General features: G+C 61.2%; 10 protein-coding genes. All 10 read left to right on the forward strand.

Translation table 11 applies throughout. The features are described 5' to 3' along the window. Window positions 1-5: 5 nt before the first annotated feature. The 10 genes from GVK95_RS10815 to GVK95_RS10860 all read left to right on the forward strand — a co-directional run bounded on the left by GVK95_RS10815 (window position 6) and on the right by GVK95_RS10860 (window position 12,653). A complete protein-coding gene (locus GVK95_RS10815) occupies window positions 6-1,052 on the forward strand; it encodes an NAD(P)-dependent alcohol dehydrogenase (protein WP_159949336.1) in 1,047 nt (348 codons plus the stop codon). Further along, entirely contained in the window at window positions 1,052-2,101 is a 1,050-nt protein-coding gene (ugpC, locus tag GVK95_RS10820; protein WP_159949337.1) for a sn-glycerol-3-phosphate ABC transporter ATP-binding protein UgpC, read from the forward strand. Before GVK95_RS10815 ends, ugpC begins: the two co-directional genes overlap by 1 nt. Before the next feature lie 810 nt (window positions 2,102-2,911). Beyond that, on the forward strand, window positions 2,912-3,922 hold the full coding sequence (locus GVK95_RS10825; protein ID WP_159949338.1) for a substrate-binding domain-containing protein: 1,011 nt from the start codon (window positions 2,912-2,914) through the stop codon (window positions 3,920-3,922). Between the two features lie 86 nt (window positions 3,923-4,008). Continuing rightward, the gene (locus GVK95_RS10830; RefSeq protein WP_159949339.1) at window positions 4,009-5,529 is read left to right on the forward strand and encodes a sugar ABC transporter ATP-binding protein; all 1,521 of its coding nucleotides are present in this window, start codon (window positions 4,009-4,011) and stop codon (window positions 5,527-5,529) included. Window positions 5,530-5,542: 13 nt separating this feature from the next. Then, window positions 5,543-6,544 carry an ABC transporter permease gene (locus GVK95_RS10835; RefSeq protein WP_159949340.1) on the forward strand — a complete coding sequence of 334 codons (1,002 nt, stop codon included), beginning with the start codon at window positions 5,543-5,545 and terminating at the stop codon, window positions 6,542-6,544. 31 nt (window positions 6,545-6,575) lie between these two features. Continuing rightward, a complete protein-coding gene (locus GVK95_RS10840; protein WP_200844258.1) occupies window positions 6,576-7,565 on the forward strand; it encodes a sugar-binding transcriptional regulator in 990 nt (329 codons plus the stop codon). Then, window positions 7,546-8,544, forward strand: coding sequence for an aldo/keto reductase (locus tag GVK95_RS10845; protein ID WP_159949341.1), 999 nt, complete (start codon window positions 7,546-7,548; stop codon window positions 8,542-8,544). The genes GVK95_RS10840 and GVK95_RS10845 overlap by 20 nt, the downstream gene beginning before the upstream one ends. A 60-nt stretch (window positions 8,545-8,604) precedes the next feature. Next, a complete protein-coding gene (locus GVK95_RS10850; RefSeq protein ID WP_159949342.1) occupies window positions 8,605-10,383 on the forward strand; it encodes a glycerol-3-phosphate dehydrogenase/oxidase in 1,779 nt (592 codons plus the stop codon). After that, complete coding sequence (locus GVK95_RS10855) at window positions 10,322-11,167, forward strand: class I fructose-bisphosphate aldolase (protein ID WP_159949344.1); 846 nt, start codon at window positions 10,322-10,324, stop codon at window positions 11,165-11,167. The genes GVK95_RS10850 and GVK95_RS10855 overlap by 62 nt, the downstream gene beginning before the upstream one ends. Then, the gene (locus GVK95_RS10860) at window positions 11,160-12,653 is read left to right on the forward strand and encodes an FGGY-family carbohydrate kinase (RefSeq protein ID WP_200844259.1); all 1,494 of its coding nucleotides are present in this window, start codon (window positions 11,160-11,162) and stop codon (window positions 12,651-12,653) included. The genes GVK95_RS10855 and GVK95_RS10860 overlap by 8 nt, the downstream gene beginning before the upstream one ends. Window positions 12,654-12,659 lie beyond the last annotated feature (6 nt).

Raw genomic sequence — 12,659 nt, forward strand, 5'->3', positions numbered from 1 at the left:
CCTCCATGAAAGCTCTTGTCCTCGAACGCGTCGGCGAACTGTCCCTGCGCGACATCGATCTCCCCCAGGCCATGGGTCCCGATGACGTTCGCATCAAAATACACACGGTCGGCGTCTGCGGCAGCGATGTGCACTATTACACGCATGGGCATATCGGCGATTTTGTCGTCAATCAGCCCATGGTGCTCGGCCACGAAGCGGCCGGAACCGTGACGGAGGTTGGCGCCAATGTCACGAACCTGAAGCCCGGCGATCGGGTCTGCATGGAGCCGGGCATCCCCGACCCGAAGTCGCGTGCCTCGCGCCTTGGCCTCTACAATGTCGATCCCGCCGTGACGTTCTGGGCGACACCGCCGGTGCATGGCGTGCTCTGCCCGGAAACGGTGCATCCGGCCGGCTTCACCTACAAACTGCCGGACAATGTCTCCTTTGCCGAAGGTGCAATGGTCGAGCCGTTCGCGGTCGGCATGCAGGCCGCCACACGCGCCCGCATCACCCCCGGCGACACGGCGGTTGTCACCGGCTGCGGCACGATCGGCATCATGGTGGCGCTGGCGGCGCTTGCCGGCGGTTGCTCTCGGGTGCTGATCTCGGATCTTTCGGAGACGAAACTCAAGCTGGCCGAGACCTATGACGGGATTACCGGTATCAATCTGCGCGAACGCAACCTCGCCGAGGCCGTCGATGAAGCGACGGAAGGCTGGGGTGCCGACATCGTCTTCGAATGCTCGGGAGCGGCTGCTGCCGTTGCCGATCTTTTCAAGGTCGTGCGCCCCGGCGGAACGGTGGTCCTGGTCGGCCTGCCCCCTGGACCGGTGCCGGTGGACCTCGCCGCTGCCTGCTTCCGCGAATGCCGTATCGAGACCGTGTTTCGCTACGCCAATGTCTTCGATCGGGCGTTGGCCTTGATTGCTGCCGACAAGGTGGACCTCAAGCCGCTGGTGTCGGGGACCTATGGTTTCGATCAGTCGATTGCTGCCTTTGAGCGCGCAGCCGAAGGACGCCCGGAGGACGTCAAGCTGCAGATCATTCTGGATGGGGAGGGCAACTGATGGCGACCGTCGAATGCCGCGGCATAGCCAAGACCTATGGCGCACTCGAAGTCATGCGCGACTTCGATCTCAAGGTCGAGGATCACGAGTTTGTTGTCTTTCTCGGCCCGTCCGGTTGCGGCAAGTCGACCATGCTGCGCATGATCGCGGGCCTTGAAGAGATTTCCGGCGGTGACCTGCTGATCGGTGGCCAGAGGATGAACGATCGCGATCCCGGTGACCGGGGTATCGCGATGGTCTTCCAGAACTATGCGCTCTATCCGCATATGAGCGTGCGTGAGAACATCACCTTCGGGCTGGAGCGCGCAGGCGTCGGCAAGGCCGCAATCGACGGGCGTCTGGCGCCTGTCGTTGATGCACTCGGTCTCGGCGTCTATCTGTCGCGCAAGCCGACGGAACTGTCCGGCGGCCAGCAGCAGCGCGTCGCTATCGCACGCGCAATGATCAAGACGCCGGAAGTCTTTCTCTTCGACGAACCGCTCTCCAACCTTGACGCCAAGCTGCGCGGCAGCCTGCGGGTCGAGATCGCGCGGCTGCATCGCGATCTGAAGACGACGAGCATCTATGTTACGCATGACCAGCTTGAGGCGATGACTCTCGCCGACCGGATCGTCCTGATGAAGGATGGCCGCATCGAGCAGATGGGCACGCCTGAGGAAATCTACCAGTCGCCGGCGACCGTCTTTGCCGCAGGCTTCATCGGTACGCCGAACATGAATTTTTTGCCGCTGCAGATGGTCGACGGTGTTCTGAGTGACGATCTCGTCCGCTTCCAGGCCCCGACCGGCATCCGTGCAGGCGCGGTCACGGTCGGCATCCGGCCCGGTGCGTTCCGTGTCAGTGACCAGGCGCAGGCGTTTCGCGGTACCGTCGAGCGCAACGAGTTTCACGGAGAGACGCGGCTGGTCAGCCTGCGCAACGATCTGCACGAAATCAATATCGCGGTGCCGGCGTCCAGCGTGTTGAGGCTGGGCGAGGTTGTCGGAGTGGACGTCGAAGCGCGGGATCTGCACGTATTTGATCCGGCAACCGGCAAGCGCTTGAATTGAAGTCGGAGTGTGCTCGCGGGGGTTGATCGATCCCCGGCTGCGCCTGCCCTACCTCTCCGAAATGGGACGGCTCCGTACCGGCTCATTCGCTGAGATCTCTGGTGAAGCCGCGTTCAATGTTGACATGTTGCCGACATTGAACGCGGTGTCGGGAATGCCACACGCCAGCGTGGCTCAACCATACTGCGATCCCTCCGGTCATAAGAGGCCACAACCAGCGGGTCAGTAGCAATTGGCAATCAATCGCGCGTGATATCCGCCGCGCATTTTCGCGGCTGTACCGAGCGATACGACGATCATTTGCCGTTGCGAGGAGGTCAACGCGGGCACGTTTCGGTCGATCGTCAAGGATGCTCCGTCGGTCTCTCCCAGGCTAAGGCCTTTGCACGGTCTGGCATGGGCGCCTGTCAGGGACGGGTTTGCGGGTTGATTGTCTTCCAGTTGATCGCAAGCGAAACCGACCGGCCGATCGATACGGAAGATGAGACGTTGATGATTGGCGGCAGCTGGGAAGACGTCGGATTCGATCTCGGCACCACAATCGATGTCAAACGCCGAAGTGCCAATGACGCCCTGCGTTTCTTCTCCTGCTTGAAGAAGGCTCGCATTATCCGCAGTTGGTCAGCACCACGGATCATAACGCCCTCTCTTTCCATCTTGCACCGGACGATGCGATATTTATTTCATAGGAAATAATATCTTGCAATCCTCTTGACGTCTGATTGAGTCATCATTAGGAGTAAGGCTGCAACAAATACCTAGAGCGGAAATTTATTGCATTTCTGGTTTGACCATTCCTGGGAGGGGAAGATGTTGAAATACCTGAAGAGGGCCTTGGGCCTTGGCGTGGCTGCATTTGTTGTCGGCGCTGCTGTTTCACCAGCCAGCGCCAACGGTAAATTTGCCTGTGAGCCCGGCGAAACCTATGTGATGAATGTGATGGTATCGGCGCATCCGTATTGGGTGCCGGTTTTCGAGGGTTTCAAACAGGCGGCTGAATCGCTGGGCTGCGAAGCGGTTTTCTCCGGGACGCCGGATTATGATATCACCAAGCAGATCGCGTCCTTCGAGCAGGATCTGGTCAAAAAGCCCAAGGGCATCCTGCTGCACCCGATGCAGGCGGACCCGTTCATCGAGCCGATCAATAAGGCCATCGAGTCAGGCGTGTCGATCACCACCTTTGCCGCTGACTCGCCCAAGTCGAAGCGGACCGCCTACATTACCTCGGACAACGTGGCCGAGGCCAAGTTCGCATCCGAGGAAATCGTCAAACAGCTTGGTGCCAAGGGCGAGTTCGCCGTGCTGGAGAACCCTGGCCAGAGCAATCACGACCTGCGCGTCACCGCCCTCGTCGACTACATGGGCAGCACCTATCCCGAGATGAAGCTGGTTGCACGCCAGGCGACGAACCAGGACGCCAATGCCGCCTATCAGGCCGTCTCGGCCATGCTTCAGGCCAATCCGAACCTCGGTGCCTTGTGGATCCCCGAGGCCGGCTCGGCCGAAGGCGCAGTCACCGCCGTGCTGGAAGCCAAGAAGAACGTGCTGATCATTCACGCGGACATCACACCCACCACGCTTGATCACATCAAGGCGGGCAATATCCATATGGCCATCAACCCGAACCAGGGCGTTCAGGGCTTCATGGGTTTCGTCAACACCTTCCTTGGTGCCCATCCCGATCTGCTGGATCCGTTCAACGACTACAAGCTGTCGGGTTTCAACCCGCTTCAGGTCCCGTCGATGGACAATGGCTTTGCGGTCATCACCAAGGCCAATGCAGATGCCTTCGACCTCAATGAATACATGAAAAACCGCTGATTTCGCGGCAATCGTCCCGGCAGGCAATATTGCGGCCGGGACGGAAAATATCGATGGCACTGCGAGGGCGGAGGGCGGAGGGCGTGATGGGTGAGGTTATTCTTGATATCGAGGACGTGCACAAATCCTTCGGGCCGGTCCACGCGCTTCGCGGAGCCCGTCTGCAATTGAGAAAAGGTGAGATCCACGCGCTCGTCGGGGAAAACGGTGCTGGAAAATCGACCTTGATGCACATTATCGACGGCATCCTGCAGCCCGATTCCGGCGAGGTCAGGCTCGATGGCAAAAAGGTGCGCATCGTGTCTCCGAACGAAGCCCATCGACTGGGCATCGGCTTCGTGCATCAGGAAATTGCGCTCTGCCCGGAAATTTCAGTCGCCGAGAACATGTATATGTCGGAGACCAATTCCAGCCCGGCCTGGTTCATGCGTTATGCCGATATCAATCATCGGGCAGCGGCGGTGCTTCGCGAGTTGGGCAATATCGACCCCACGGTGAAGGCTGGCAGTCTGTCGATTTCCCAGCAACAGATCGTCGAGATAGCCAAGGCGCTGACGCTCGATTGTCGCATTCTGATACTTGACGAGCCCACTGCCGCGCTGACGGAAACAGAGGCGAAGATCCTGTTCCGCATCATGCATCGGCTGGCCGACAAGGGTATCGCCATCATCTATATTTCGCATCGTATGGCCGAGATTTTTGCCCATTGCGATCGCATCACCATCATGCGGGACGGTTGCCATGTGCGGACGTCAGATATCGGCGAGATCACCCAGGACGAGGTGATCAACAGCATGGTCGGCCGGGTGCTAAGCAATCTTTATCCGGCCAAGCAGGGCGAGGACGAGCACTCCGGAAGGGTGATCCTATCGGTGCGCGGCCTTTGCGAAAGCCGGCGGATTTTTGATGTCGATTTCGATCTTCACGAGGGCGAGATCCTTGGCCTTGCCGGGCTTATCGGTGCGGGCCGCAGCGAGATCGTCCGCGGTATCTGCCGGCTGGAGGGCCGGGCCAGTGGCGAGATTGCGCTCAACGGCCGTGTTCTGCAGTTGCACGACTATCGCGACAGCATTCGTGAGGGGATTGTCTACCTGTCGGAGGACCGCAAGAGCGACGGCCTGTTTCTCGACATGTCCATCGCCGCCAATGTCTCGGCGCTCGACGTCGACCTGATTGCGAACGGGATGGGGCTGATCGAAAGGCGGCGAGAGCAGGCGCGGGCGCGGGAGCTCGGCCAGCGGCTGCAGCTTCGCGCCAACAGCGTCGACGATCCCGTCTCGTCGCTGAGCGGTGGCAACCAGCAGAAGGTCGCGCTCGCAAAGATGCTGTCGGTCAATCCCAGGGTGATTTTCCTGGATGAACCGACCCGTGGTGTGGATGTCGGCGCCAAGGCGGAGATCCACCGCCAACTGCGCGCGCTGGTGCGGGAGGGCGTCGGCATCGTCGTCATCTCGTCGGAACTGCCGGAACTGATCGGCATCAGCGACCGGGTACTGGTGGTGCGGGAGGGACGCATTGCGGGAGAGGTGCGCGGAGCCGCCATGACGGAGGAAAACATCATGCATCTGGCGTCGATCGATATCGGTCCGGTAGCGGCACATGGCTGAGGGAGTGAGAAGCATGCTAGCAACACAGGAACAACAGTCCGGCATTGTGCGATCGATCCGCCGCATCGGCTGGTTCGATACCATGATCAGGGCGCGGGAAACGGGTCTGATCCTCATCATCCTCACGCTGTTCTGCGTGATGTCGCTGATATCGCCATATTTCCTGACGGTGGAGAACATCAGGGCGATGGCCATGGCGTTTGCGGTGGAAGGCATCGTAGTCGTTGGCATGACCATCCTGCTGATCTCCGGCGGCATCGATCTTTCGGTCGGCTCGGTGACGGCGCTGGCCATGGTCGCCGGCGGCTGGCTGTTTCTCAACGGGGTCGATCCCTGGGCGGCGGCGGCGATGGCCATTGCCCTGACGACGGCCATCGGCATGGCCATGGGCTTCCTGACCACTGTCGTCGGGCTGCATCATTTCATCGTTTCGCTCGCCGTCATGGTGATTGCCCGGGGCGTCTGCCTGCTGGCGACGGGCGGCCGGCCGCTCGGCCTCTATTCGTTGCCGCCGGAATTCAAATTCATCGGTCAGGGCACCATCCAGAACATTCCGCTTGTCATCATCATCTTCGTGGTCGTTGTCGTGACGTTTGACCTGCTGCTGCGCCGCACGACCGCCTTTCGCAAGGTGTTCTACACCGGCAGCAATCCGAAAGCGGCGGCTTATTCCGGCATTCGGGTCGGCCGGGTGATTTTCGCAACGACGACGCTCTGCTCGACGCTTTGCGGCGTGGCCGGCGTGATCTATATGGCGCGTTTTGGCTCAGCCCAGCCGAGCTTCGGGATCGGCATGGAACTCAACGTGATTGCGGCGGCCGTCATCGGCGGCGCCAGCCTCTCGGGCGGATCGGGAACCATTCTCGGCGCCATCCTTGGTGCAGTGCTGTTGTCCATGGTGTCGAGTTCGCTCGCCTTGCTCAACGTGTCAGTCTATTGGCAGGACATCATTCGCGGCAGCATATTGCTGGGGGCGGTGCTGTTCGACCACTACCTCGTCAAGCGGCGCCGCTGAGAACTGTTCAGGGAAACGAGAGATTTCGACTATGGCGGATATCAAGGAAGACTTCGACCAGCAGCGGCAGATGTATTCGGCGCTCGTGCTGCATTTTATCGAAGGGTTGAAGCAGTCGGAAATCGCTGAGCGGCTCAATCTCTCCCATTCGAAAGTCAACCGGCTGATCGCGACGGGGCGCAAGGCGGGCATGGTCAAGATCGCCATATCGAGCCCCTACCAGCGGCTTGTCGATCTGGAGAACGATCTGGTGAGCGGGTTTTCCCTGCGGCATTCCGTGGTGACGCCGACCGTATCGGACAATCCGGAGACGACGCTGCAGATGGTCGGCCGGGTTGCGGCAGGCCATCTGCTGGAAACCCTGCGGGATGGAGACATTATCGCCATTACCGGCGGCAAGGCCGTCAGTGCTGTGGTTGAAAATCTTGAAGCTGAACGCCGTTTCGACGTCCGGGTTGTGCCGGTGACAGGAGGTGTCCAGGGCAAGCACTTTACGGATGTCAATCATCTCGCGACGCAACTGGCCGAAAAGCTTGGCGGCAGCGCATCACTGGTCCACGCGCCGCTGTTTGCCGAAGACGCCGAGCAACGCGATCTCCTGATGAACGTCGCGTCGATCCGCGAGGTGTTCGATCTTGCCCGGCGCGCCACGGTAGCTCTGGTCGGCATCGGTTCGGTCGATGCGCCGGGATCTGGCTATTACGATCTGCTGCCGGATCCGGCGCGTGGCGGCAAGGCGCTGGTCGATGCCGGAATAGCGGGAGAGTTCCTGGCGCACCTGATCAGCGCCGACGGATCATTGGCGGATATCGACCTGAATTCCCGCGTCGTGGCGCTGCCACCGGGGCAGTTCGACAATTGCCGCAACATCATCGGCGTTGCCGCAGGGGACTATAAAGCCGGCCCCGTCGCGGCAGCACTTGCAGGGCGCTACCTGACCTCGCTCGTCGTCGACGAGGCGGTCGCCAGACATGTTATTGCCAATATCGGAGTGGGAAACCATGACAAACAGCGCGGTTAAGAAGAGGTCTATCGGGACCAGTGGCATCCAGGCATCCGTCGTGGGACTGGGAACCTGGGCCATCGGCGGCTGGATGTGGGGCGGCACCGATGAACAGCAATCCATCGCCGCCATTCAGGCTTCCATCGACGACGGCATTTCGCTGATCGACACCGCACCCGCCTATGGCATGGGTCTGTCGGAAACCATTGTCGGCAAAGCCATCAAGGGCAGGCGTGACGAGGTCGTGCTCGCGACCAAATGCGGTCTCGTCTGGCACACGACGAAGGGCAACTATTTCTTCGATCAGGACGACAAGCCCGTTCACCGCTATCTCGGCGCGGGTTCCATCGCCCACGAGCTTGAGCAGAGCCTGAAACGGCTCGGCACCGACCACATCGACCACTACATCACCCATTGGCAGGACCAGACCACGCCGATCGCCGATACGATGGAGACGTTGATCCGCTTGAAGGAGCAGGGTAAGATCCGCTCGATCGGTGCGAGCAATGTCTCCCAGGAGGATCTCAACGCCTATGTAGAAAGCGGCGCGATCGATGCGATCCAGGAGGAATATTCCATGGTTCGCCGCGACATCGAAAAGACGCTGCTGCCGATTGCCAAAGCCAACAATGTCTCCGTCCTCAGCTATTCCTCGCTGGCGCTGGGGCTGCTGTCGGGCAAGGTCGGCCCTGACCGCATCTTTGCAGCTGATGACCAGCGCCAGGGCAATCCCCGCTTCAGCCAGGCGAACCGGCAGAAGGTGGCGCATCTGGTTCGTGATGTCGCGCCGATTGCCAAGGTACATGATGTATCCATCGCCCAACTGGTGATCGCCTGGACGGTGCATCAGCCGGGGATAACCTTCTCGCTCTGCGGCGCGCGTGATGCGGCGCAGGCGCGGGAGAATGCCGCCGCGGCGCGGCTGACGCTTGCCGATGACGAACGCGACTTCATCGGCGAGGCGGTCGATCGGCATCTGGTCGACCTCGACCGCTAGCTTCGACCTACAATATTTGAACCTTGGGACACCGGCAGCAAACCGGTGAATGGGATTACTATGCCCGCATTTCGCAACGATGCCATCAGGCGCATCCGACAGGACGGTGATTTCGATGCCGTGGTTGTCGGCGGAGGGATCAACGGGATCGCCACATATCGCGACCTCGCCCTCCAGGGTCTGCGCGTTCTGCTCGTCGAACGCAACGATTTCGCATCCGGTTGCAGCGCTGCCCCGTCCCGCATGATCCATGGTGGCCTGAGGTATCTGGAAAATGGCGAGTTCAGCCTGGTGGCGGAATCGCTGCGCGAGCGAGATGCCTTGCTGACGCTCGCGCCGCATATGGTCCACCCCCTGCCGACGACGATCCCGATCATGTCGGTGTTCAGCGGGCTGTTCAACGCCGCTGCAGCCTTTGCCGGATCGGGTGGAAAGCCGACCAGCCGCGGCGCCGTGGCCATCAAGGTCGGCCTGGCACTTTACGATTTCGTCACGCGCAAGAAGCGCCTGCTGCCGCGGCACGAATTCAGAAACCGGGACAAGACCCTGGCGCAATGGCCGGCGCTCACACCGGCGCTGCGATATTCCGCCACCTATCACGACGCCTGGATCAGCCATCCTGAACGGCTTGCGATCGAGTTGATCACCGATACGGAACGGGATGCGCCGCAGGCGATCGCTCTGAATTATGGCGAACTGGAGCGCGGCGCGGACGGCTACCGGCTGCGCGTGGAAGGCGCCGACGACGTCCTCGTGGTCAGGCCGCGCATCATCGTCAATGCGACCGGCGCCTGGATTGATCAGACCGTGCGCGCGCTTGGCACGGAAGCGGCGGTGGAGCAGCCTGTCGTGTCGGGTACGAAGGGCTCGCATCTGATCCTCGACAATGCAGCGCTTCACGACGCCCTGAACGGCCATATGATCTTCTTTGAAAATACCGACAACCGCGTCTGCATTCTGTTTCCCTATCTCGGTCGGGTGCTGGCGGGTTCGACCGATATCAAGGTGGAGCGTCCGGCCAAGGTCAGATGCGAGCCGGAGGAACGCGACTACATTCTCGACGCCATACGCTACGTGTTTCCCAAGATCGCCATCGCGACCTCGGACATCGTCTTCAGCTTCAGCGGCATTCGCCCGTTGCCGCGCAGCGATGCCGAATTCACTGGCCGCATCTCGCGCAGTCATTTCGTCCACCGCATCGAGGGCGATCCGCCGCAGCTGTGCATGGTGGGCGGCAAATGGACGACATTCCGGGCCTTTGCGGAGCAGACGGCTGACGAGGCACTAGCGTTTCTCGGACGGCCACGCATCACCGGAACGTCGACGCGGCCGATCGGCGGAGGTCGGAATTTTCCCGGCTCCGTCGGCCAGCTGGCCGATATGCTTGAGTGTGGCTTTCCGATCGACAGGATGCGTGCCGACCATCTTGCCGAGACCTACGGCTCGCGCGCCTTCGAACTCATGGCTTTCTGCGCCACGCAAACTAACGACCGCCCGCTGACGGCAGCGCTGCCGATCACCGAGGCCGAAATCCTGTGGTTGATCCGCGAGGAAGCCGTTCGCCATCTTGCCGACATCGTCCTGCGGCGCACGGCCTTGGCGATCACCGGCGAGATCAGCCTCGACATCATCGTGTCGCTGGCAAGGATCGCCGCAAGCGAACTCGGTTGGAGCGAGGAGCAGGCAGCCCTCGAGCAAAGTCAGCTGATCACTGAACTGGACGTCTTCCACGGCGTCTCCAAGGACATTCTCGAAAACAGATGCAAGGAAGGTCAAGATGACAAGATTTTCGCACAAAGCACGCCTGAACCGTCTCTTTCGGAACGGCGGCTGCCTTGATGTCGCGGTCGATCACGGGGTTTGCAACGAGCCGAGCTTCCTGGTCGGACTGGAAAACATGGAAGTGGTGATCGACAGGTTGGTCGATGCCGGAACCGACGCGATCCAGTTGGCATATGGGCAGGCCGACCTGCTGCAGAACCGCCCCGGTCGTGACAAGCCGGCACTGGTCATGCGCATCGACATGGGAAATCCTTACAATGCGACGCGCCACCGTGTGATGTGGTCGCAGTTGCAGAACCGTGACGAGCCGTTGATCGGCGCGCTGGAAATGGATGCGGCCTGCGTGGTGGTCAACCTGTTCATGCTGCCCGATGAGCCGGAGCTGTTCCGCCAATGCGTGGAAAACATCAGCCGTGTGCGGGCCGACTGCCATCGCTACGGCATGCCGCTGATGATCGAGCCGCTGGTCATGCTGCCCAATGACGTGAGGGGCGGCTATCAGGTCGATGGCGACGCGGAGAAGATCGTCACGCTGGTGCGGCTGGCCTCAGAAATGGGTGCGGATATCATCAAGGCCGATCCGACCAGCGATCCCGAGGATTTCCATCGGGTCATCGAGGCGGCGCGCTGCCCGGTTCTGGTGCGTGGCGGCGGCAAGGAGGACCTACGCGCCGTTCTGGCAAAATCGGCGGCCTTGAAGGCGCAGGGCGCAAACGGCATGGTCTATGGTCGCAACATCTATCAACATGACAATCCGAAGGCCGTGGTCTCGGCGCTGATGGCGATTATCCATCAGGATGCGAGTGGTGAGGAAGCATGGGACATTTATAATCGTGGCTGACGACATCTATCTTCTGGGCCTCGACGCGGGCAATACCGTCATCAAGGCCGTCCTCTTCGACCGTCAGGGGCGGCAGGTCGCCCATCATGGCGTCGATGGCAAGTCCACCTATCCGGCTCCGGGCCAGGTGGAGCGCGACCTCGGCGAACTCTGGCGCAATTGCTGTGAGGCAATCCGCGCGTTGCTGACGCATTCCGGCGTGAATGCCGCTTCCATCGCCGGCATCGGTTGCGCCGGCCATGGCAACGGCCTGTACCTGCTGGACCGGACGCATGAGCCGCTGCTCGGCATCCAGTCGCTGGATGGCCGCGCCGCCGCCATCTCGCAGGAGATCGACGCGGCAAGCGGCGAGGCATTGCAGCGCCGCTGCCTGCAGCGTCCCTGGCCTGCCCAGACGCCAAGCCTGTTGGCATGGGTCAAGCGCCATGCGCCGGAGGTGTATGCGGCAACCGGCGCGGTGTTGTTCTCCAAGGACTATGTCAACTTCCGGCTGACCGGACAGCTCGCCAGTGACATCTCCGATCTCAGCGGTGCCGGCTTGCTCAATATGCCGGGAGGCATGCTCGACCGGGAACTGCTTGGTCTCTATGGCCTGGAGGATGCACTGCCGCTGTTTGCTCGGCCGGTCGATTCCTGTGAGATTGTCGGTCATGTGACCGCCGAAGCCGCAGCCCTGACCGGGCTTGCCGAGGGCACGCCTGTCATCGGCGGCTTCTTCGATGTCGTCTCCAGCGCCATGGGGTCTGGGGTGGTGCGTCCGGGGGAAGCGTCGATCATTGCCGGCACCTGGGGTATCAACCAGGTCTTTGCCGCTGCACCGGTGCAAAGCCCCGATGTCTTCATGGTGGCGACATTCGGAAAGGATCGCTACGTCAACATCGAGTCCAGTGCCACCTCGGCCGCAAATCTGGAATGGTATGTTCACCGGCTGTTGGGCAGCCATGGCGAGCCGGCCTTCGACCGCTGCAATGCCGCGGTCGCTTCCGTGTCGCCGGCGGCGGACGATCCGTTTTTCCACCCGTTCATCTTTGGATCCCGGCTGGGCGCAGAATTCCGCGGCGGCTTCTACGGGCTGGCCGGCTGGCATGGCGAGGGGCATATGCTGCGGGCCTTGTTCGAGGGCGTCTGCTTCGAGCACCGTCGTCACATCGATGTCCTGCGGTCGGCAGGTCTTAGCGTTGATGCCGCAGTCATGTCGGGCGGCGGCGCGCGCAGCCCGCATTGGCCGCAGATCATGGCAGATGTCCTCGGTCTACCGATCGGTGTTGCAGAGGCCCGCGAAACCGGCGCACTCGGAGCCGCCATCGGGGCGGCGGTAGCAGTCGGTCTTTATCCGGATTTCGAGACGGCGGTGTCCACCATGACCCGTGTAGATCGGAGCCATGAGCCAGATCCGGATCTGCGTGAACACTACGAGCGTCGCTTTGCCCTCTATGGGCAATTGACCGATCGGATGCGCGACTTCTGGTCTGTTTTGAAAGCATGAGGCCAT

Source organism: Rhizobium sp. 18065, from assembly GCF_902706095.1.
GTDB lineage: Bacteria > Pseudomonadota > Alphaproteobacteria > Rhizobiales > Rhizobiaceae > Allorhizobium.